This window comes from Mycobacterium sp. 852002-51057_SCH5723018, from assembly GCF_001667035.1.
Taxonomy (GTDB): domain Bacteria; phylum Actinomycetota; class Actinomycetes; order Mycobacteriales; family Mycobacteriaceae; genus Mycobacterium.
Genome location: NZ_LZIR01000081.1, coordinates 46735 through 66701, shown reverse-complemented (window position 1 = coordinate 66701; position 19967 = coordinate 46735). Strand labels below are relative to the sequence as shown.

At 67.4% G+C, this 19967-nt stretch carries 23 protein-coding genes; 15 read left to right on the top strand and 8 right to left on the bottom strand.

Annotated elements, in window-relative coordinates:
• Nucleotides 1-40 precede the first annotated feature (40 nt).
• Both A5764_RS17330 and A5764_RS17325 read left to right on the top strand, forming a co-directional pair.
• Nucleotides 41-556, top strand: coding sequence for an SRPBCC family protein (locus A5764_RS17330; protein WP_067114739.1), 516 nt, complete (start codon nucleotides 41-43; stop codon nucleotides 554-556).
• Nucleotides 556-1599 carry an LLM class flavin-dependent oxidoreductase gene (locus A5764_RS17325; RefSeq protein ID WP_067114738.1) on the top strand — a complete coding sequence of 348 codons (1044 nt, stop codon included), beginning with the start codon at nucleotides 556-558 and terminating at the stop codon, nucleotides 1597-1599. The genes A5764_RS17330 and A5764_RS17325 overlap by 1 nt, the downstream gene beginning before the upstream one ends.
• Before the next feature lie 91 nt (nucleotides 1600-1690).
• Here A5764_RS17325 and A5764_RS17320 read toward each other — a convergent pair whose 3' ends face one another.
• A complete protein-coding gene (locus tag A5764_RS17320) occupies nucleotides 1691-2803 on the bottom strand; it encodes a DUF1214 domain-containing protein (RefSeq protein ID WP_067114737.1) in 1113 nt (370 codons plus the stop codon).
• Nucleotides 2800-3375, bottom strand: coding sequence for a TetR/AcrR family transcriptional regulator (locus tag A5764_RS17315; protein ID WP_067114736.1), 576 nt, complete (start codon nucleotides 3373-3375; stop codon nucleotides 2800-2802). The genes A5764_RS17320 and A5764_RS17315 overlap by 4 nt, the downstream gene beginning before the upstream one ends.
• Nucleotides 3376-3403: 28 nt before the next feature.
• Here A5764_RS17315 and A5764_RS17310 point away from each other — a divergent pair, with 28 nt between their 5' ends.
• On the top strand, nucleotides 3404-4645 hold the full coding sequence (locus tag A5764_RS17310; RefSeq protein WP_067114735.1) for a sulfotransferase: 1242 nt from the start codon (nucleotides 3404-3406) through the stop codon (nucleotides 4643-4645).
• A 27-nt stretch (nucleotides 4646-4672) separates the two neighbouring features.
• Entirely contained in the window at nucleotides 4673-5557 is an 885-nt protein-coding gene (locus A5764_RS17305; protein WP_067114734.1) for an alpha/beta fold hydrolase, read from the top strand.
• Here the strand turns inward: A5764_RS17305 and A5764_RS17300 are convergent.
• Genes A5764_RS17300 through A5764_RS17290 form a run of 3 tightly spaced genes read right to left on the bottom strand, consistent with a single transcriptional unit; the run spans nucleotide 5547 to nucleotide 7471 of the window.
• A complete protein-coding gene (locus tag A5764_RS17300; protein WP_067114733.1) occupies nucleotides 5547-6590 on the bottom strand; it encodes a zinc-binding dehydrogenase in 1044 nt (347 codons plus the stop codon). The genes A5764_RS17305 and A5764_RS17300 overlap by 11 nt on opposite strands.
• A 6-nt stretch (nucleotides 6591-6596) precedes the next feature.
• Complete coding sequence (locus A5764_RS17295; RefSeq protein ID WP_067114732.1) at nucleotides 6597-6809, bottom strand: molybdopterin-binding protein; 213 nt, start codon at nucleotides 6807-6809, stop codon at nucleotides 6597-6599.
• A gap of 56 nt (nucleotides 6810-6865) precedes the next feature.
• Nucleotides 6866-7471: a TetR/AcrR family transcriptional regulator gene (locus A5764_RS17290; RefSeq protein WP_067114731.1), complete on the bottom strand. Its 606-nt coding sequence runs from the start codon at nucleotides 7469-7471 to the stop codon at nucleotides 6866-6868.
• A 142-nt stretch (nucleotides 7472-7613) separates the two neighbouring features.
• Here A5764_RS17290 and A5764_RS17285 point away from each other — a divergent pair, with 142 nt between their 5' ends.
• A complete protein-coding gene (locus A5764_RS17285) occupies nucleotides 7614-8939 on the top strand; it encodes a cytochrome P450 (RefSeq protein ID WP_067114730.1) in 1326 nt (441 codons plus the stop codon).
• A gap of 6 nt (nucleotides 8940-8945) precedes the next feature.
• Here A5764_RS17285 and msrA read toward each other — a convergent pair whose 3' ends face one another.
• Nucleotides 8946-9461, bottom strand: coding sequence for a peptide-methionine (S)-S-oxide reductase MsrA (msrA, locus tag A5764_RS17280; RefSeq protein ID WP_067114729.1), 516 nt, complete (start codon nucleotides 9459-9461; stop codon nucleotides 8946-8948).
• Nucleotides 9462-9723: 262 nt separating this feature from the next.
• Between msrA and A5764_RS17275 the strand changes: the two genes are divergently transcribed.
• The 3 genes from A5764_RS17275 (at nucleotide 9724) to A5764_RS17265 (ending at nucleotide 11695) form a co-directional block, all read left to right on the top strand.
• On the top strand, nucleotides 9724-10227 hold the full coding sequence (locus A5764_RS17275) for a nuclear transport factor 2 family protein (RefSeq protein ID WP_067114728.1): 504 nt from the start codon (nucleotides 9724-9726) through the stop codon (nucleotides 10225-10227).
• Complete coding sequence (locus A5764_RS17270; RefSeq protein ID WP_067114727.1) at nucleotides 10228-11253, top strand: NAD-dependent epimerase/dehydratase family protein; 1026 nt, start codon at nucleotides 10228-10230, stop codon at nucleotides 11251-11253.
• A 61-nt stretch (nucleotides 11254-11314) separates the two neighbouring features.
• Nucleotides 11315-11695 (top strand): DUF427 domain-containing protein, encoded by a 381-nt coding sequence (locus tag A5764_RS17265; RefSeq protein ID WP_067114726.1) that lies wholly within the window; start codon nucleotides 11315-11317, stop codon nucleotides 11693-11695.
• Between the two features lie 4 nt (nucleotides 11696-11699).
• On the opposite strand, the gene A5764_RS17260 is transcribed toward A5764_RS17265, so the two are convergent.
• Complete coding sequence (locus A5764_RS17260; protein WP_067114725.1) at nucleotides 11700-12107, bottom strand: nuclear transport factor 2 family protein; 408 nt, start codon at nucleotides 12105-12107, stop codon at nucleotides 11700-11702.
• 81 nt (nucleotides 12108-12188) lie between these two features.
• Here A5764_RS17260 and A5764_RS17255 point away from each other — a divergent pair, with 81 nt between their 5' ends.
• Nucleotides 12189-13103 carry a DNA-3-methyladenine glycosylase gene (locus A5764_RS17255; protein ID WP_197501575.1) on the top strand — a complete coding sequence of 305 codons (915 nt, stop codon included), beginning with the start codon at nucleotides 12189-12191 and terminating at the stop codon, nucleotides 13101-13103.
• An 87-nt stretch (nucleotides 13104-13190) separates the two neighbouring features.
• Complete coding sequence (dps, locus tag A5764_RS17250) at nucleotides 13191-13739, top strand: DNA starvation/stationary phase protection protein Dps (protein ID WP_067114723.1); 549 nt, start codon at nucleotides 13191-13193, stop codon at nucleotides 13737-13739.
• Here dps and A5764_RS17245 read toward each other — a convergent pair.
• Entirely contained in the window at nucleotides 13736-15175 is a 1440-nt protein-coding gene (locus tag A5764_RS17245; protein WP_067114722.1) for a chloride channel protein, read from the bottom strand. The two genes, dps and A5764_RS17245, sit on opposite strands and share 4 nt — an antisense overlap.
• 96 nt (nucleotides 15176-15271) lie before the next feature.
• Between A5764_RS17245 and A5764_RS17240 the strand changes: the two genes are divergently transcribed.
• The 5 genes from A5764_RS17240 to A5764_RS17220 all read left to right on the top strand — a co-directional run bounded on the left by A5764_RS17240 (nucleotide 15272) and on the right by A5764_RS17220 (nucleotide 19849).
• Nucleotides 15272-16255 (top strand): pirin family protein, encoded by a 984-nt coding sequence (locus tag A5764_RS17240; RefSeq protein WP_067114721.1) that lies wholly within the window; start codon nucleotides 15272-15274, stop codon nucleotides 16253-16255.
• Nucleotides 16256-16257: 2 nt separating this feature from the next.
• Nucleotides 16258-16893 (top strand): TetR/AcrR family transcriptional regulator, encoded by a 636-nt coding sequence (locus A5764_RS17235; RefSeq protein ID WP_067114720.1) that lies wholly within the window; start codon nucleotides 16258-16260, stop codon nucleotides 16891-16893.
• Nucleotides 16894-16974: 81 nt separating this feature from the next.
• On the top strand, nucleotides 16975-17937 hold the full coding sequence (locus tag A5764_RS17230) for a class I SAM-dependent methyltransferase (RefSeq protein WP_067114719.1): 963 nt from the start codon (nucleotides 16975-16977) through the stop codon (nucleotides 17935-17937).
• A gap of 44 nt (nucleotides 17938-17981) precedes the next feature.
• The gene (locus tag A5764_RS17225) at nucleotides 17982-18914 is read left to right on the top strand and encodes a class I SAM-dependent methyltransferase (RefSeq protein ID WP_197501595.1); all 933 of its coding nucleotides are present in this window, start codon (nucleotides 17982-17984) and stop codon (nucleotides 18912-18914) included.
• Between the two features lie 68 nt (nucleotides 18915-18982).
• Entirely contained in the window at nucleotides 18983-19849 is an 867-nt protein-coding gene (locus A5764_RS17220; protein WP_082951765.1) for an SAM-dependent methyltransferase, read from the top strand.
• The last annotated feature ends 118 nt before the right edge of the window (nucleotides 19850-19967 follow it).

The window sequence follows — 19967 nt, the reverse complement described above, 5'->3', positions numbered from 1 at the left end:
CGGGGCAGACGCAGCGGGCTCGGCGGAGCACAATGGGCCCGTGGAATGGACCGGCGCGCGATATGCAGACAAGCCAACGGTCGAGGCCTCAACCTGGATCGACGCCGACCCTGCCCGGGTCTGGAGCCTGATCTCCGACATCAAGCTGATGCCAACCCTGAGCAACGAGCTGCAATCGGTGGAGTGGGCCGACGGCGCCGACGCACCCCGCGTCGGCGCCCGGTTCGTCGGGCGCAACGAACACGACGCGTTCGGCCGGTGGAGCACCACCTCGCAGATCGTCGCGTGCGACCCGCCACGCGAATTCGCTTGGGCCGTCGGCGAAATCGGAAATCCGTCATCGACCTGGCGATTCAGGCTGACCCCTCGCGATGGTGGCACGGCCCTGAGTTATTGGATGCAGATGGGGCCGGGACGCTCGGGGTTGTCGGTGGCCATCGATTCGATGCCGGACAAGGAACAAAAGATCGTGTTCGTGCGGATGCGGGAATTCGAGGCCGCGATCGGCAAGACGCTGGCGGCGATCAAACGGCTGGCCGAACACGGGGTGCGTTGATGCGGACGGCCACCACGGTCGAGTTGTCGGGGGGCGCTGGCGAAACCGCCGAGTTTGTCGTCGAGGCGGAAAAGCTGGGCCTCGACGTGTGTTGGGTGGCCGAGGCATGGGGCTCGGACGGGCCGTCGGCGCTGGGTTACCTCGCGGCGCGCACCGAGCGGGTGCTGCTCGGTTCGGGCATCCTGCAGGTCGGGGTTCGGTCGCCGGTCATGGTTGCCCAGACGGCGATCACGTTGTCCAACCTGTCGAACGGGCGGTTCCTGCTCGGCCTGGGCGCGTCGGGTCCCCAGGTCATCGAGGGTCTGCACGGCGTGTCGTTCAGCCGACCGATGGCGCGCATTCGCGAGACGGTAGACATCGTGCGCCAGGCACTTGACGGGGCCAAGATTTCGTACTCCGGCAAGGAGTTTCAGATCCCCCGCCCCGGCGGCGAGGTGGTGCCGATGCGACTGTCGACGCGGCCCGAGCATCCCATTCCCCTCTATCTGGCCGCGCTGTCACCGGCGATGCTGCGGTTGACCGGACAGATCGCCGACGGCTGGCTGGGCACCAGCTTCGTTCCGGAAGGCGCCGCCGGCGCCTATTTCCGCCACCTCGACGACGGCCTGGCCGCCGCCGGTCGCGGGCGTGCCGACATCGACATCTGCCAGGGCGCCGAAGTCGCCTTCGCCTCGGACGAAAATCAGCTGCGCGACATGGTCGGGGCCCGCAAGAAGGAGCTGGCCTTCAGCCTCGGCGGCATGGGGTCGTCGGGCACGAATTTCTACAATCAGGCCTACAGCCGGCAGGGTTGGAACGAGGTTGCCGCCGCGGTGCGCGAGCGCTGGCAGCGCGGCGACCGCGACGGCGCGGCGGGCCTGGTGACCGACGAGATGGTGCTGGCCACCACGCTCATTGGGACGGAGGACATGGTGCGCGCCCGGCTTGCCGTCTGGCGCGACGCCGGCGTGAACACCGTGCGGCTGTACCCCGCCGGCGACACGCTGGACGCCAAGCTGGCCACCCTGGGCCGGGCCATCGAGCTGGTCCGCGGGGTCGAATGATTCACTCCGAGCGGCTGACTGTGGGGCCTATGCACCAATTCAAGGGCGGCTCGCGTACTTTAAAGCCCACAGTCGGCGGTCTGAGGCTGGTTCACGCCACGCGGGTCGGCGCTTCGGATGCCTTCACGAGTTCGACCTTGGGGCGCGCCGGCACCTCGTCGGCGAGGAACCACCGGAAGGCCAGATTGCCGCGCGGATAGCCTAGCGCCGTCACCGAATTCGGGTGGGCCGTCAATCCGCGGGACAACACGATGGTCACCGAACCGTCGCCGTTGGGCACGGCGCTATGGCCGTTGACGGAGCAGCGGGCGTCGGGGCCCTCCGCGGCGCCGTAAGTGGCCATGAACTGGTTCCACACCACCATGTTCCAGAATCGGCAGGACGGGGGCCGGTGCGTGATGACCAGCGCCTCGTCGTCGTCGAGCACGAAACTTCCGTAGGAATAGCACGCGTCGCGCGCCGACCAGCCGAAGTTCGCGTCCGGGACCTGGTACGGGTCGGCGAATTCGTTTGCCGTATGAGCGGTTTCGTGCCCGAGCGCGTGGCCGTCGTCTCCCCGGGTCCCGACGGGCAGGGGCACGATGGCAAACATGGTGCGCAGCCAGGTGGCGGCCGCCCGCAGGCGCGCGGCGGTCTCGGCGTCGCCGTGCCGTATCGGCTCGGGCGCGTCGAGCGCCTCGATGTGCCAGACAACCGGGCGCCCGGTCAGCGGGTCGGCCTGATAGTCGCGCGTCATCAGCACCGCGGCGTCCGGTGGCGGGGGGAATTCGAAGCTGAAGTTGCCGTCGGCATCGATGTCGAGGTCGCTGTCGCGGACGATCGCCACGACCCGGTCCGACCACGCACCCGGCGACGGCTCGTTGTAGGCGGTCACCGAGAAGTAGACGCTGTCGCCCTTGTTGCCACGGATGCGGTAGCGCCCCGCCGGATCGACCGGGCACATGAAGTAATAGGCGTCGGTGTTGTCGCCGCCCCATCGGCGGTCGCGACGGAACGGCGTGTTCACCGCGACGAACTGGGGCCGGCCGGGCTCGGTGAACAGGTAGCTGTCCAGCGCCACGCCCAGCGTGGTGGCGAGCATTCGGTAGCCGTCGGCGATGTGCCGGTCGTCGGTGACCGCACGGTGGCCCTCGAGGAACGACCGGTCGAGCTCCCCGACGGTCGCGAGCAGCTGTTGCCAAGCGGCGGTCGCCTCGTGCGTCATGCGCTGATTCCTTTCAGGAGCAAGGTGGTCGTGCGATCAACCCAGGCCTGGCCCAGGTCGGTGGGGCGCGTGAGCAGCGTGACCAAGGTCAGGCCGGCGACCGCCTCTGCCAGTTCCGCGGCGGTGACGTCGGCCCGGACCTCGCCGCGTGCCGCGGCCTTCTCTAGGCGCTCCGCGAGGCCACCGGTGATGACGCCGGCGAACCGCTCCAGGAGCGCCGAATGCAACGTCGGATCCGCCGCCATCTCGCCGACCAGCCCCGGCAGTGCCGCCGTGGCCGCCGGTGTCGAGAGGAATTCCATTGTCCGGCGCACCATCTCGCGCAGGTCCTCGGTCAGCGACCCGGTGTCCGGGACCGCGGTCGCCGCGCCGATCGGGAAGACCGCTTCGTGCACGAGGTGCGCCTTGCTGGGCCACCGCCGGTAGATGGCGGGCTTGCTGGTGCCCGCCCGCTTGGCAATGGCGGAGACCAACAACCCGGAGTAACCCGTTTCGGCGAGAAGCTCGACCGTCGCGCGAAGCACGGCGGCGTCGATGCGCGGGTCACGGGGTCGACCAAAATCAACAACCATTACGAAACTCAGAGTAACATAAGTCCCTATGACCGACACCGGCGTCGTCATCCTCGACGACCTAGCCCAACCCCGATTCAGCGCCGAGGCGCAGCAGATCCTCGACATGATGGCCGCGATGGCACCCGACTGTCCGCTGGATGCCGACGCGCTGCACGTCCGGGCCAGCGCGGATACCGGCCTTCACGATTTTGGTCCCGACGACTACCGCGAACGGCTCGACGTGTACCTCGACGCGCTGCGTGACATCGAGGGCCTGCACGCGGCGGGGGTGGTCAACTTCTACGGTCAGCTGCTGCAGTTGCTCAAAAACCGGCTTTTGTTGACCGATCTGTTGAGCCGTCATCCGGAAATCGACGACATCGAGTTGGAACCGCCGGTCGTGATCGCCGGTCTGCCCCGCACCGGGACCACCCACTTGCACAACTTGCTGGCCGCGCCGTCCACCTTCCGCACCATGCCGTACTGGGAAAGCGTGGAACCATTTCCGCTGCCGAATGAGGTTGGGGTGGAGCCGGATCCGCGGCGCGCGCGGATGGACGTGGCGGTCGCGGTGATCAACACAGTGATGCCTCATTTCGCGCTGATGCACGAGATGACCACCGATCACGTGCACGAAGAAATCCAGCTGCTGGCCAACGACGTCTCCACGATGCTCTTCGAGACGCTGGCCGAAGTGCCGCATTGGCGCGACCACTACGCCGCCCACGACCAGGCGCCCCACTACCGATACCTTGCCCGGCAACTGAAAGCGCTGCAGTTTTTGCGCGGTGGGCGGCGGTGGTTACTCAAGTCGCCCCAGCACCTCGAGCAGGTGCCGGTGTTGGATCGGGTCTTCCCGGGCAGCATTGTCGTGTTCACCCACCGCGACCCGGTGCCGGTGGCGTTGTCGATGATCGCGATGATCACCTACTCCGCGCGGATGCACCGCTCACCCGTGCCGGTGGAACAGATCGCGGCTTACTGGATCGACCGCCTGGACCGGATGCTCACGGCACTCGTCCGCGATCGCGACACCATCGGTCCGGATCGCTCGATCGACGTACGCTTCGACGACTTCATGGCAGACGAACTCGGTGTCGCCGAGCGGGTGTACGGCCTGGCCGGCGAGCCCTTCAGCGAGCCGGCGCGCGCGGAGATCGCCGGCTACCTGGCGGGCCACCGGCGCGGCCGCCTGGGAAGCGTCCAGACGTCGCCCGAGATGTTCGGGCTGACGACGGAGGGCCTGCGCGACCGCTTCGCGCCCTACGTCGAGCGGTTCCTGGCCTAGGAGCGGCATCGAGTACCTTTTCAACACATGGTCGCAATGCCCGCGCTGGACGGCGTCGAACACAGGTACGTGGAACTGGGTGACGGCGTAACGATCCACGTCGCAGACGCCGGCCCCGCGCACGGCCCGGCTGTGATGCTGGTGCACGGCTTTCCCCAGAACTGGTGGGAGTGGCACGAATTGATCGGCCCGCTGGCCGCAGACGGGTATCGGGTGCTGTGCCCCGACCTGCGTGGCGCGGGCTGGAGCTCGGCGCCCCGCTCCAGCTACCTGAAAAACGACATGGCCGACGATCTGGCCTCGGTCCTGGACCGGCTGGGCGTCGCGACGGTCAAACTCGCCGGCCACGACTGGGGCGGGCCGGTCGCGTTCACCATGATGCTGCGCCACCCCGAGAAGGTGACCGGCTTCTTCGGCATGAACACCGTCGCGCCCTGGGTAAAGCCCGACCTGTCGCTGCTGCGCAATCTGTGGCGGTTCTGGTACCAAATCCCGATACTGCTGCCGGTGATCGGTCCGCGGGTGATCGGTGATCCCAAGGCCCGGTTCTACCGGTCGCTGGCGTCCTGGCTCGGCGGTGGATACCTGGTGCCCGACGACGACGTCCGCTTCTACATCGAGTGCATGCGCCAGCCCGGGCATGCGATCGCCGGCTCGCGGTGGTACCGGACGTTTATCACCAGGGAGTTGGTGCGCTGGCTGCGCGGCGAATACAACGACGCCCGCGTTGAGGTGCCGGTCCGCTGGCTGAGTGGCACGAAAGACCCGGTGCTCACACCGGACCTGCTGGACGGATATGGCGACCGCATCAGCGATTTCGAGCTCGAGCTGGTCGACGGCGCCGGCCACTGGATCGTCGAGCAGCGACCCGAGCTGGTGCTCGATCGACTCAGGGCGTTTCTCAGGGCCTGACCAGAATCCGGACGGGGTTGCCGTCTTGGCGCTCGAGCTTCTCGATGCCCAGCGGCAGGTCTTCGAGCGGGACGATCTCACTGACCGAACGCGAAAGATCAAGGCGCCCAGTCGAAACCAGCTTCGCCAGGGTCTCGATGTCAACGTTTTGATAACCGAGGTGGCCGAGCACCTGCTTGCGCGTCAACCCGAACAGAGAAGTGGGCCCGATGGTCGGGGCCTCCGCGCTCATCCCGACGCCCACCAGCCGGCCCCCGGGGGTCAGGCAATCGAGCGCCTGCTCGAACGTCGCCTTCAGGCCCACGGCGTCGAAGGCGACGTCGAGCAGCCGGCCGCCGGTGATCTCGGCGACCTTGTCCTTGAACCCGTCCTCGCGGGAGTTGAATGCATAATCCGCGCCGACCGCGAGGGCTCGGTCCAAGACGGCCGGGTTGATGTCGACCGCGATCACCGGTACCGCGCCCACCAGTCGGGAGAGCTGGACGATGTGGGTGCCGACACCGCCGACGCCCCACACCCCAACGGATTCCCCCACTGCCACCTTTCCCGTCCGGACGACGGCTCCGAACGGCGTCGACACGGCGTCGGCCAGGATCGCGGCCTGCTCCAGCGGAACGTTGTCCGGGACTCGGGTCAGTCCGGCGGCCTGTGCCAGGGTGTATTCGGCCCACGCGCCGTCGTAGGCGAAGGCCATCAATTGGATCCGCAGGCAGTTCACGACATCGCCACGGCGGCAGTTGGCGCACCGCCCGCAGGGCCGGCCGGCGGCAACCACGACCCGGTCGCCCTCGGCCCAGCCGGTCACGTCCGGGCCCAGCTTTGCGATGGTGCCCGACGCTTCATGGCCCTGCGTGACCGCCGGCCTCTGGGCCGGGAAGGTTCCGTTGATCAGGCTGAGGTCCGAGTGGCAGATCCCGCAGAAGGCGACCTTGACCAGAACTTCACCGGGTCCCGGCTGTGGGATCGGGACGTCTTCCAGCGCAACCCTTTTGGTGTCCGCGTAGAAGCGCTCGGCGCGCATCGTCAGCGCCATGGCGGGCTAATCAACGCCAATCGTGACTTCGGTGGATTTGATGAACACCGTCGCGGGCTGCCCCTCCTTGAGACCGAGCTCGAGCGCCGCGTCCTTGGTGACCGACGCCGTGACGATCTGATCGCCGCCGTCCAGCTTCACTCTGACGATGGCCATCACGCTGCCGAGGTCGACCTCGGTGATCGTTCCACTGAGCTGGTTTCGGGTCGATAGCCGCATCGCAATCCTCCGTTGGGTTTTGGGGTCGGCAATTGAGCCTAGCCGGGCGACGATGCCTAGTGTCGAGGGCCGAGCAGGGCTACCGACGCGTCCACGGCCGGTTCGACGATTTCTCGGACGGGCCGGCCGTCCTCTACCGCCACGGCGGTCAATTCGCGCAGGCCGCCCAGCAAGATCACGGCCAGCGGCGCGGTGAGCGGCGGCAGCTCCGCGCGCCGGAACCCCGGGCTGGCGCTGAGGCCGATCAGCAGGTCGGACAGCAATTGCTGCCCGCGGCGCCGGACCGGACGCTCGACGCCACCCAGCGAGGGAAGTTCACGAATCCAGCTCAAGGTGATGGCCGGGCGGGACTCGATATGCCCGACGTAGGCTTCGACGGCCTGACGGATCTGCCGGTGCCAGTCGGCTTCGGGATCGACTGCGGCAGCAATCTTTTCGCCGAGCCGCTCGATGTCGGTCCGCAGCAGCTCCAGGAAGCACTCTTCCTTGCTGGCGAACTGGCCATAGAAGGTGCGCTTGGACGTGCGGGCGTGGCGGACGATGTCGGCGACCGTGCTGGCGCGGTAGCCGCGCTCACCGATCGAGGTGGCCAAGCCGTCGAGCAGCCGAAGCCGAAACGGATCGACCTCGCCGAGAACCGCTTCGTCAGCCGCCGCTGTCACCGCAGATGTCACGGCCGGCGCCCCTTTCGATGAGCACGGCACCCTTGTCAGGTCTGGTACCACAGAGTACCGTATCCGGAAAGCGTTTGGTACACCGCAGTACCACCACTCCGTTCCGGGGTAGACAGGGAGCAGCAACGCCATGAGCGAACTAGTCACCGCCCCGCCGGCGGCTTCCGCCGTCAGATTGCCTCCGGCGAGCCGGCTCCCAAAGTTCGCTCAGGGCTTGGTTTTTGCGATCTCACGACGGCGGATGATGCAACGGTTGGCTCGCCGCTACGGCAATGCCTTCACGTTGCACCTCCCGGTTTACGGGCCGGCGGTGGTGGTCGCCGATCCGCAGTTGGCCAAGCAGGTCTTCACCACCAGCCCTGAGGAGCTTGGCAACATCCAACCCAACCTGAGCAGGTTTTTCGGGCCCGGCTCGGTGTTCGCGCTCGACTTCGACGACCACCGCAGGCGGCGCCGGCTGTTGGCGCCGCCGTTCCACGGCAAGAGCATGAAGAACTACGAGGGCATCATCGAGGAAGAGACGCTGCGCGAAATCGCTGACTGGCCGGAAGGCCGGCCTTTCGCGACGGTGCCGCCGATGATGCGGATCACCCTCAACGCCATCCTGCGTGCGGTCTTCGGGGCCGAGGGCGCGGAGCTCGACGAGCTGCGCCGGCTCATCCCGCCGTGGGTCACCCTGGGCTCGCGCATGGCCGCCCTGCCGAAACCCGAACGGACATATGGCCGGTTGACCCCGTGGGGCCGGCTGGCCGGGTGGCGGCGCCAATACGACGTGGTCGTCGACAGGTTGATCGACGCCGAACGGGCGGATCCGCAGTTCGACGAACGGACCGACGTGCTGGCGCTGCTGCTGCGCAGCACCTACGAAGACGGTTCGGCTATGTCGCGCAAGGACATTGGTGACGAGCTACTCACGTTGCTGGCAGCCGGCCACGAAACCACCGCGTCCACGCTGGGCTGGGCATTCGAGCGGATCAGCCGCCATCCCGATTTGTTGACCGCACTTGTCGAGGAGGCCGACGGCGCCGGCAACGAGCTGCGCCAGGCGACGATCCTGGAGGTGCAGCGGGCCAGGACGGTGATCGATCTCGCGGGTCGCCGCGTCTATCCGAAGGCGTTCCAGCTTGGCGAGTGGGTGATTCCCCGCGGGCATTCGATCATCGTCGCCATCGGACTGATACACGGCAATCCGAACGTTTTCCCGGATCCCGAGCGCTTCGACCCCCAGCGCTACATCGGCAGCAAGCCATCCACCTTCAGCTGGATCCCATTCGGTGGTGGGACCCGCCGGTGTGTGGGAGCGGCCTTCGCCAATATGGAGATGGACGTCGTGCTCCGAACGGTGTTGCGGCACTTCGCCATTGAGACCACGGATAGGCCCGGAGAGGGCTGGCACGGGCGGGGCGTCGCGTTCATTCCCAAGGATGGCGGGCGCATCGTGGTCCGCCGACGCTGAATAGGCTTATTGGCCGGCCGTCGCCCTGCGCGGCAATTTCCAGCCGGGCCGCACGTAGTGGCACGTGTACCCGGTGGGGTAGCGCTCCAGGTAATCCTGGTGCTCGGGCTCGGCCTCCCAAAAGTCACCGGCCGGACTGACCTCGGTGACGACCTTGCCGGGCCATAGGCCCGACGCGTCGACGTCGGCGATGGTGTCCAGCGCGATCCGCTTCTGCTCGTCGTCGACGTAGAAGATGGCCGACCGGTAGCTCGGTCCCAAGTCGTTGCCCTGCCGGTTCTTCGTTGTCGGATCGTGGATCTGGAAGAAGAACTCCAGCAGCGCGCGGTAATCGGTGACGGACGGGTCGTAGACGATCTCGATGGCCTCGGCGTGCGTGCCGTGGTTGCGGTAGGTCGCGTTGGGGACGTCGCCGCCGGTGTAACCCACCCGGGTCGAGATGACGCCGGGCTGCTTGCGGATCAGGTCCTGCATTCCCCAGAAGCAGCCGCCGGCCAGGATCGCTTTGTCGTGCGCCGTCATGCTTGTTCCTCCTTGCCGCCGTCTGGCCACCCCGCCGTGGGGTGCAACCTGAAGCGATCCCCCGATTATCCCGCATAACTGCCGTGGTTGCGGGCCGCCGGCCGCCGAAGCCGGCCAGCAGCGGTGCCGAGCGTGAAGCTGTCGCGAGTTCGGCGCGCGAAACTCGCAACAGCTTCACGCTCGGTTGGCGGGCAGTGGCGCGGCCCGCGACCCCGGCGAACCAATGCTCGACAACGTCAATAGAACGTGTTCTAGTTTTGGCGTGACCACGCAAGAGTTCTCCCGGAGCGAGCTCGCTTCTGCGTTTCAGCAGTTCGAGGCGACGGTGGCGCGGGCGGCCGAAACCCGGGATTGGGACGCCTGGGTGCAGCAGTACACGCCCGACGTGCTCTACATCGAGCACGCCGCGGGCACCATGCGCGGTCGCGATCAGGTGCGCGACTGGATTCAGCAGACGATGACAACCTTCCCTGGCAGCCACATGGTGGCGTTCCCGACGCTGTGGTCGGTCATCGACGAGCCGACCGGGCGGGTCATTCTCGAACTGGACAACCCGATGCGCGACCCCGGAGATGGCAGCGTCATCAGCGCGACCAACATCACGATCATCACCTATGCCGGCGACGGCCAGTGGAGCCGCGAAGAAGACATCTACAACCCGCTGCGCTTCCTGCGCGCGGGGCTGAAGTGGTGCCGCAAGGCGGAGGAACTCGGCACGCTCGACGAGGACGCCGCGCGCTGGATGCAGCAATACGGAGGAGCCTAAGTGAGCCCCAAACCCAAACTGGTTATCGGCGCCAACGGATTTCTGGGTTCGCATGTGACCCGCCAGCTCGTGGCCGACGGATTCGACGTGCGCGCGATGGTGCGAGCCACCGCCAACACCCGCGCCATCGACGACCTCGAGGTCAGCCGCTTTCATGGCGACGTGTTCGACACCGTCACGCTGCGCGAGGCGATGGACGGCGTCGACGACGTGTATTACTGCGTCGTCGACACGCGCGCCTGGTTGCGCGACCCGTCGCCGCTGTTCCGCACCAACGTCGAGGGCCTGCGCAACGTCCTGGACGTGGCCGTCCAAGAGCCCGGGTTGCGCCGGTTCGTCTTCACCAGCACCTACGCGACGGTGGGCCGGCGGCACGGGCACGTGGCGACCGAAGACGACGTCATCGAGCCGCACGGGCTGACCCCGTACGTCCAATCCCGGGTACAGGCCGAGGACTTGGTGATGCGCTACGTGGCCGACGCCGGGTTGCCCGCGGTTGCGATGTGCGTCTCAACGACTTACGGCAGCGGCGACTGGGGCCGCACCCCGCATGGTGCATTCATCGCCGGCGCGGTCTTCGGCAAGCTGCCCTTCCTGATGGACGGCATCCAACTGGAGGTCGTCGGCGTCGACGATGCCGCCCGGGCCATGATCCTGGCCGCCGAGCGCGGACGCAACGGCGAACGGTACCTGATCTCCGAACGGATGATCGCGCTGAAAGACGTGGTGCGGATCGCGGCCGACGAGACTGGCGTGCCGGCGCCGCGCCGCTCGATTTCGATGCCGACGCTGTATGCCCTCGGGGCGCTGGGCAGCCTGCGGGCCCGCCTCACCGGCAAAGACGCCGAACTCAGCCTCGCGTCGGTGCGAATGATGCGCGCCGAAGCCCCCGTCGACCACAACAAGGCGGTACGCGAGTTGGGCTGGCAGCCCCGCCCGGTCGAGGAATCGATCCGCGAGGCGGCCCGGTTTTGGGCCGCGATGCGCACCGCCCGGAAAAATAGTGCCCCCGCCCAAGCCGAATAGGGAAGCCCCGCTCGGCGCCCGGTGTTACACATGACACCTGCGTGAAGAGGAGAACTCACCCATGAGCCACCGCCAAGTCCTAGAACCCAACGCCGGACACCCCATCACCGTCGAGCCCACGCGCGGACGGGTGCAGGTTCGCGTCAACGGAGAGCTGGTTGCGGACACCACCGAGGCATTGGAATTGCGCGAGGCGACTTTGCCTGCGGTGCAATACATTCCGCTAAGCGATGTGGTCGAAGACCGGCTGACCCGCACCGACACCAGCACCTACTGCCCGTTCAAAGGTGACGCCAGCTACTACAGCGTTACCACCTCGGCCGGCGACACCGTCGACGACGTGATCTGGACGTACGAACAGCCCTACCCGGCCGTCGCGGCGATCGCGGGCCACGTCGCCTTCTACCCCAACAAGGCCGAAATCAGCGTCTCGGACTCCTAGCGGCTCAATAGGCCCGATTTGCCGAGTCGGGTAGCGCCGCTGCGGTCGCGCGGGTGTCGCTGTATTCGCGCATGGAGACGATCAGGCCGTCGCGGGTTTCGATGATGCATGCGAACGGGCTGTCGAATTCGACGCCGTCGGTGCTGGTGCCCGAGGCGTTTGCCTCCACCACCACCGTGTCTCCCTCGCTGATGCAGCGAAGCAGATCGATGGTGATCTCAAGGGTCTGTTTGCGCCAGATGATCGCCTTGCGCATTGTGTCCTTGTCAAAGGAAACGCGGGTGTAAATGCTCCAGTACGTGAAGTCGTCGCTGAGCAGCGTGAAGCCCTCGTCCAAGTCGCCCCCCTCGCTCATGCTCTGCAGGAACATCCAGGCGAGCTCGGTGTGAGGGCCGTCAAATGGCGTCATCACATCGCAATACTGTCGTGGCAAACGAGTAGCGGTCAATCAGCAGCTTCGTAGAACTGGCTGTGACTTCGTGGATGAGACGAGTTGGTGAAGAGCGCACGCACTGTCACGTTCCCCGGGGCGGCCAGCTTCGGGCACACTTTGGCCCCCTTGCGCCGGGGTCCGCGGGACCCGTGCTTCCGCCTCCCCGGCGACGGCACCATTTGGCGAACCAGCCTGCTCCCCACCGGGCCGGTCACGGCGCGGATCAGCCGCGCGGCCCCGAACGCCGCCCACTGCGTCGCATGGGGCGACGGCGCGCAGGAGTTTCTCGAGATGCTGCCCGCGACGCTGGGCGCCGACGACGACGCGTCTGATTTCGCGCCGCGGGACCCGACGATCGCCGCCGCCCACCGACGGGTTCCGCACCTGCGGTTGGGCCGAACCGGATTGGTGCTCGAGGCGCTGGTCCCGGCGATCATCGAACAGCGGGTGCCCGGCGCCGACGCCTTCCGATCGTGGCGCCTGCTGGTGTCCAAGTACGGCACGCCGGCGCCGGGGCCGGCGCCGGCGGGGATGCGGGTGCCGCCATCGGCCGAGGCGTGGCGGCACATCCCGTCGTGGGAGTTCCACCGCGCCAACGTCGACCCCGGGCGGGCCCGGTCGGTGGTGGCTTGCGCGCGGCGGGCGGCCTCCCTGGAACGGCTGACGTCACGTCCGCCTGAGCAGGCCCGCGACGCGCTCACGTCGTTGCCCGGGGTGGGTGTGTGGACAGCCGCCGAGACCGCGCAGCGGGCCTTCGGCGACGCCGACGCGCTATCGGTGGGCGACTACCACATCCCGAAGATGATCGGCTGGACGCTGCTTGGCCGCCCGGTCGACGACGCGGGGATGCTCGAGCTGCTCGAACCGATGCGGCCGCACCGCCACCGGGTGGTTCGGTTGCTCGAAGCCAGCGGCCTGGCACGCGAACCCCGGCGCGGGGCGCGGCTCCCCGTTCAGCACATCAGCCGGCTTTGACCGCTGTGGCCTTGCGCCCGCTGGGTTTCCAGCATCGGTCATCGGGTAACCAACGTCGGAGACGTGACGAAACCAGGGAGAGTTCGTATGACACAGTTCACCATTCCCGGACTGACCGATAAGCAGGCGGCGCGCCTGACCGAGCTGCTGCAAAAGCAACTGAGCACCTACAACGATCTGCACCTGACGCTGAAGCACATTCACTGGAATGTGGTGGGCCCCAACTTCATTGGCGTGCACGAGATGATCGACCCGCAGGTGGAGGCGGTCCGCGGCTTCGCCGACGACGTCGCCGAGCGCATCGCGGCGCTTGGGGGGTCGCCTCAGGGCACGCCGGGTGCCATCCTCAAGGACCGCACCTGGGACGACTATTCCGTAGGCCGCGACTGCGTCCAGTCCCATCTGGCCGCGCTGGACCTGGTCTACACGGGTGTGATCGAAGACATCCGCAAATACATCGAAGAGACCGAGGAGCTCGATCCGGTCACCCAGGACATGTTGATCGACCAGGCGGCCGACTTGGAGAAGTTCCAGTGGTTCGTCCGCGCGCACCTGGAGAACTCGGGCGGGCAGCTGACCCACGAGGGCTCGGCCACCGAGCAGGATGCGGCTAGCAGCGCGCGCCAGCAGTCCTAAGCGGGGGGCGCCTCGCCGGCCCGTTCCGCCGCGGCGGTCTCCCGATTGAGCCGTTGCGCCTCGTAGATGGTGACGTTGGTGCGCGACATCAGCAACGCCGCGATTCCGACGGCCAGGATGGCCCCCGGCACTACGGAGAACGAGCCGGTCATCTCCGCGACCATGATCATGATTGCCAGCGGAGCCCGGGCGACGCTGCCGAAGCAGGTCATCATCCCGACGACGACGAAGATTCCCGGCTCGTGCGGAATGCCGGGCAGCCCGAACAGCTCGCCCAGCCGCCACACTGCGGCTCCCACGAAGGCGCCGATCACGATTCCGGGGCCGAAGAGGCCGCCGGATCCGCCGGAGCCGATGGACAGCGAGGTGGCGGCGATCTTGGCGATCGGTAGCACGATGATGATCCACAACGGGATCGCCAGAAGCGAGTTCCGGTCGGCCGCCAACTGCGCCCAGCCGTAGCCGCTGCTCAGGATCTGCGGAATCGCCAGTCCCAGCAGGCCGACCGCCAGTCCGCCCAACGCCGGCTTGAGTATCGGCCCGCCGGGCAGCCCGCGGGTGAGGCGCACCGAGGCGTGGAAGGTGCGGGCATACAGGTAGCCCACCGCGGCCGCGACCACGCCGATCACCACGAACCACAGCAGTGGGCCGGCCTTCTCGAACCGGTACTCGGCGTCGATGTAGCCGAACAGCGGATCGAACCCGAGGAAGGCCCCTAGCACCGCGTAGGCGGTTCCCGAGGTGATGAAACCCGGCAGCAGGCAGCGGTAGTCGAAGTCGTCGCGGTAGGTGATCGACGCGGCCAGCACGGCCCCGCCCAGCGGCGCGGCGAAGATCGCGCCGATGCCGGCGCCGATGCCCAGCGCCACGGCGATGCGGCCGTCCTCGTCGGACAGGTTCAGCCGCCGGGCCAGCAACGAGCAGAAGCCGGCGGAGATCTGCGCCGTCGGGCCCTCCCGGCCGGCCGAACCGCCGGAGCCGATCGTCAGTGCGCTTGCCGCCATCTTGACCAGCACCGCCCGGAACCGGATGGCGCGGGGATCGGTGTGCACCGCTTCGATGGCCTGGTCGGTGCCGTGACCGGTGGCCTCCGGGGCGAGCTTCGCCACCAGCAATGCCGACAGCAGCGCGCCGCCCGTCGTCACCAGCGGGATCGCCCACGGGCGGATGAAGCCGGCCGAGCCGTGGCCGCCACCCTCCCCCACGGGCCTCGGAATGTGGTAGCCCGCCAGGTAGCCGAGGAGGAACTCGCCGGTGTATTTCAGCACGACATAAAAGACCACGGCGCCGAGGCCGGCGACGAACCCGATGATGACGCCGAGCAGCAGCCACTTCTGCAGGTAGCCCGACTTCCTGATCGACGCCCCGAATCGTCCACCCGCGGCCGCGGCCGGGGCGACCGCGGGCGCGGGGTCGTCACCCTCCGGTTCGCTCACGTCCCCAATCCAAGCATCCAGGCGTCCCGTGACAACCGGGGGGAATAACCGGACTTTGGTCCGGTTATATGGGTATCCTAACTGAGGAGGGACGAATTGCCTGCTGTCACCGCAGACACATTAACGCTGGCGCGGATCGCGCCGCCCGAGCCCGCCGACACCGAACGGCCGGTCCGATCGATCACTGCCGGACCCCGCGGTTATGAGGGCGAGGGCTTCCCGGTGGTCCGCGCGTTCGCCGGCGTCAGCGCCGCCGCCCTGGATCCCTTCGTGCACATGGACCAGATGGGGGAGGTCGACTACCAGCCGGGCGAACCCAGGGGCACCGATTGGCATCCGCACCGGGGTTTCGAGACCGTCACCTACATGATCGACGGCAAGTTCGCCCACCAGGATTCGCACGGCGGCGGCGGCCTGATCGCCGACGGCGCGACCCAATGGATGACGGCCGGTTCGGGCATCCTGCACATCGAGACGCCGCCCGCCGAACTGGTCGAAAGCGGTGGCCTGTTTCACGGCGTCCAGCTATGGGTGAACCTGCCGAAGAAAGACAAATTTGCGCCGCCCCGCTATCAGGCCATCGAAGGCCACGACGCCACCTTGCTCGCGTCCGACGATGGCGGAGCTCTGGTCCGCATCATCGCCGGCGAGATTGGCGGTCACCGCGGCCCCGGCATCACCCACACGCCGATCACGCTGGCGCACGTCACGATCGAAAACGGGGCCCGGCTCAACATTCCATGGCGACGCGATTTCAATGCATTGGGGTACGTGTTGTCCGGCAGCGGATACGTCGGTCCGGCCGCTCACCCGATTCGCTCGGGCCAGTTGGCCGTGCTCGGTCGCGGCGACCGGATCACCGTCGGGGCGCATCGGGTCCAGGACTCGTCTCGGACGTCGGCCACTGATGTGCTGCTGCTGGGCGGACAGCCGATTCGCGAGCCGGTATTCCACTATGGACCTTTCGTGATGAACACACGTGTGGAATTGCTCGAGGCGCTGCAGGACTACCAAGCCGGAAAGTTCGGCAGCATTCCGCCGAATGCTTTAATGCCGCACCACGGTGGTGGCACAATTTAGTAATGTCGCCCACGGCGAGTCGCAGGCCCGGAAGGCCGCCTGCCGCCAAGGCAGACGAGACGCGCCAGCGGATTATGCAAGCGGCTCGCCTGGTGTTTAGCGAACGTGGCTATGACGGGGCGACGTTCCAGGGGATCGCCATACGGGCCGACCTGACCCGACCCGCGATCAACCACTACTTTTCCACCAAGCGGTTGCTGTATCGGGAGGTGTTGGAGCAGACCAACGCGCTGGTCATCGGGGAAGGCATCCGACAGGCGGAACGCGAGAGCACTCTGGTGGGGCGTCTGACGGCGTTCATCTCCGCCGCGGTGCGCGCAAATTCCGACAATCCCGCCGTCTCCGCGTTTCTGGTTACCGCCGTGCTGGAATCGCAACGGCATCCGGAATTAAGCGGTGCCCAAATCGACTCGGTGCGAATTAGCCGGGAATTTCTGACGACCGCCGTCAACGACGCAATCGAGGGTCGAGAGGTCGCTCCGGATATCGACGCCTCCGCATTGGTCGAGACACTAATCGTCGTGCTGTGCGGCGTCGGATTCTATGCCGGCTACATCCGCAGCTATGAAGAGATCCTGGGGATCAGCGACGTGCTGCGCCGGCTGCTGGAAGGCGCCCTCGGACGGTCCCAGACCTAAGCGGTCCGCGCCGACCAAACCCAGTGAGATCGGGCACAAAGCGTATAGGCTAACTAACTTATTCGGTAGCATGGTTCCGACATGACTGACCTGGACGCCTCGTTACCGCCTTCATTACGAACCGCCGGCGACAGCTGGACCATCACCGAACTCGTCGGCGCCACCGCGCTGGGCGTCGCCGCGGCCCGTGCCGCCGAGACAGCCGGACCCACCCCTCTGATCCGTGACGAGTTCGCCCGGACGTTGGTGTCCGCGGCCGGCCCAGCGTGGGCCCGGCTGACCGACCCCGAGCTGGCCTGGTTGGACGGCGACGAGCAAGGGCAGCGGGCGCATCGCCTCGGCATCGACTATCAGGCCGTGCGCACACATTTCTTCGACGAATATTTCGCCGACGCCACTGAAGCCTCTGCCGACGGGATCCGGCAGGTGGTGATCCTGGCCGCCGGCCTTGACTCCCGGGCCTATCGGCTGGATTGGCCGGCCGGCACCACGGTCTATGAAATCGACCAGCCCAAGGTGCTGGCGTACAAGGCCGGAATCCTGGAATCGCAGGGCGCGGCCCCCACGGCCGTGCGGCGACCGGTCCCGGTGGACCTGCGCGACGACTGGCCGGCGGCCCTGACGGCCGCCGGATTCGACCGCACCCAGCCGACCGCGTGGCTTGCCGAGGGCCTGCTGCCCTATCTGCCGAGCGACGCTCAAGACCGCCTCTTCGAGAAGTTCACCGCCCTCAGCGCGCCGGGCAGCCAGGTCGCCATCGAGGCGTTCGGCATGAACTCGTCCAGCAACACCCAACGGTGGCGCCGGATGCGAGAGCGACTCGGCCTGGACGTGAACGTCGAGGCGCTGACGTTCCACGAGCCCGACCGTTCCGATGCCGCTCAGTGGCTGACTGACCACGGCTGGCACGTTCAGGTCGTCAACAACCGCGAGGAGATGGCTCGGCTGGGCCGCGCCGTACCGGAAGACCTGACCGACGGTGCGGTCCGCAGCACCTTCCTGCGGGCGCGTCTCGGCGGCGCCCGCCCGACTTCCGATTCCTGACGTCCGCCCTTAGATCGATTTCAAGGAGCAAAGCGATGAGCTCACTGCGCACCCACGACGACACCTGGGACATCAAGACCAGCGTCGGCACCACCGCGGTGATGGTGGCCGCCGCGCGGGCGGTCGAATCCGAGCAACCCGACGCCCTGATCCGCGATCCGTACGCCAAGCTTCTGGTCACCAACGCCGGCGCCGGCGTTTTGTGGGAGGCCATGCTCGATCCCGAGGTCGCGGCCAAGGTGGAGAAGCTCGACTCCGAATCCGCCGCGCACATCCAGCACATGCGCGGTTACCAGGCGGTGCGGACGAACTTCTTCGACACCTACTTCAACGACGCCGTCGCCGACGGGATCCGGCAGATCGTGATCCTCGCGTCGGGCCTCGATTCCCGCGCCTACCGCCTGGACTGGCCGGCCGGCACCACGGTGTATGAGATCGACCAGCCCCAGGTGTTGGTCTACAAGTCCACGACGCTGGCGGAAAACGGTGTGACGCCGTCGGCCGATCGCCGAGAGGTCGCCATCGACCTGCGTCAGGACTGGCCGGCGGCGCTGCGTGCCGCGGGGTTTGATCCGTCGGCGCGGACCGCGTGGCTGGCCGAGGGTCTGTTGATGTACCTGCCCGCCGAGGCTCAGGACCGGTTGTTCACCCTGATCGGCCAGCTGAGCCCGGCCGGCAGCCGCGTGTCGGCCGAAACCGCGCCCGCGCACGCCGACGAGCGGCGACAGCAGATGCGCGAGCGGTTCAAGAAGGTCGCCGACGAGATCGGCTTGGAGGAGAGCATCGACGTCGGGGAGCTGATGTATCGCGACGACGACCGCGCGGACGTCACAGAGTGGCTCAACGAGCATGGTTGGCGCGCGCGGGCGCAGCGCTCGACCGACGAGATGCGTCGGCTGGGCCGCTGGATCGAGGGTGTCGCGCTGGCAGACGACAAGGACGCATTCTCCGACTTCGTTATTGCGGAGCGGCTGTAGTGGCAGTCAGCCGACGCACCGCCGACGACTCCTGGGACATCGCCACCAGCGTCGGCGCCACTGCGGTGATGGTCGCGCTCGCCCGTGCCGCCGAGACGGCCGGCGCCGATCCGCTGATCCGCGACCAGTTCGCCCAGGTGCTGGTATCTACTCCCGAACTCGAGGGGGTTCGGGAGCAGGTGGCGGCGTGGTGGGCCGGTCCCGATGAAGATGATGACGCGGATTTCACCGTCGACTCCCAGCACATGATCAATTACCAGGCGGTGCGCACCCACTTCTTTGACGCGTACTTCGCCGAGGCCACCGAGTCGGGCGTCCGGCAGGTGGTGATTCTGGCCGCCGGCCTGGATTCGCGTGCCTACCGGCTGGACTGGCCGGCCGGCACCGTCGTCTACGAGATCGACCTGCCCAAGGTGCTTCAGTACAAGGCCGAGACGCTCGCCGGCCACGGCGCTACCCCTGTCGCCGACCGGCGACCGGTGCCGGTCGACCTGCGCCACGACTGGCCCCGGGCGCTGCGCGACGCCGGGTTCGACGCCGCCCGTCCCACCGCGTGGCTTGCCGAAGGGCTGTTGCCGTTCCTGCCGGCGGCCGCGCAGGAGGCCATGTTCGCCTCGATCGACAAGCTGAGCGGATCGGGCAGCCGGGTGGCCGTCGAAATGTTCGGGGTCGACCAAGCCAAGCGCCGCGAGGCTGAGCAGAAGTGGCAAGAGCTGCGGGCCAAGCGCGAGGCGCGCGGCCAAGACACCTCGTTCAACCCGTTCGATCTGTGGTTCGACGACGAGGGCCGCCCCGAAGCCGCCGACTGGTTCGGCGCGCACGGGTGGACGACGCGCACGGTCAATGCGCGCGACGAGGCCCTGCGGCTAGGCCGCGCCCCGCAATCCGAGGACCGGCCGTTCACGAACAGCTTTGTGACGGCCATCAAACCCTGAGCCGATCCCTTCTCGACCAGGATCTTCCTTACTGCTCACCCAACCGGATGGTTAGGATCGCGGTTATCACCCATGAATGCCCGCGACCGTAGCGGTGGGCAAGCTCATGGAAGGTGCA

Coding starts and splice junctions, on each gene's coding strand:
- A5764_RS17325 (WP_067114738.1), top strand. CDS start 556: ATGCGGACGGCCACCACGGTCGAGTTGTCGGGGGGCGCTGGCGAAACC.
- A5764_RS17320 (WP_067114737.1), bottom strand. CDS start 2,803: ATGACGCACGAGGCGACCGCCGCTTGGCAACAGCTGCTCGCGACCGTC.
- A5764_RS17315 (WP_067114736.1), bottom strand. CDS start 3,375: ATGGTTGTTGATTTTGGTCGACCCCGTGACCCGCGCATCGACGCCGCC.
- A5764_RS17310 (WP_067114735.1), top strand. CDS start 3,404: ATGACCGACACCGGCGTCGTCATCCTCGACGACCTAGCCCAACCCCGA.
- A5764_RS17305 (WP_067114734.1), top strand. CDS start 4,673: ATGGTCGCAATGCCCGCGCTGGACGGCGTCGAACACAGGTACGTGGAA.
- A5764_RS17300 (WP_067114733.1), bottom strand. CDS start 6,590: ATGGCGCTGACGATGCGCGCCGAGCGCTTCTACGCGGACACCAAAAGG.
- A5764_RS17295 (WP_067114732.1), bottom strand. CDS start 6,809: ATGCGGCTATCGACCCGAAACCAGCTCAGTGGAACGATCACCGAGGTC.
- A5764_RS17285 (WP_067114730.1), top strand. CDS start 7,614: ATGAGCGAACTAGTCACCGCCCCGCCGGCGGCTTCCGCCGTCAGATTG.
- msrA (WP_067114729.1), bottom strand. CDS start 9,461: ATGACGGCGCACGACAAAGCGATCCTGGCCGGCGGCTGCTTCTGGGGA.
- A5764_RS17265 (WP_067114726.1), top strand. CDS start 11,315: ATGAGCCACCGCCAAGTCCTAGAACCCAACGCCGGACACCCCATCACC.
- dps (WP_067114723.1), top strand. CDS start 13,191: ATGACACAGTTCACCATTCCCGGACTGACCGATAAGCAGGCGGCGCGC.
- A5764_RS17235 (WP_067114720.1), top strand. CDS start 16,258: ATGTCGCCCACGGCGAGTCGCAGGCCCGGAAGGCCGCCTGCCGCCAAG.
- A5764_RS17230 (WP_067114719.1), top strand. CDS start 16,975: ATGACTGACCTGGACGCCTCGTTACCGCCTTCATTACGAACCGCCGGC.
- A5764_RS17220 (WP_082951765.1), top strand. CDS start 18,983: ATGGTCGCGCTCGCCCGTGCCGCCGAGACGGCCGGCGCCGATCCGCTG.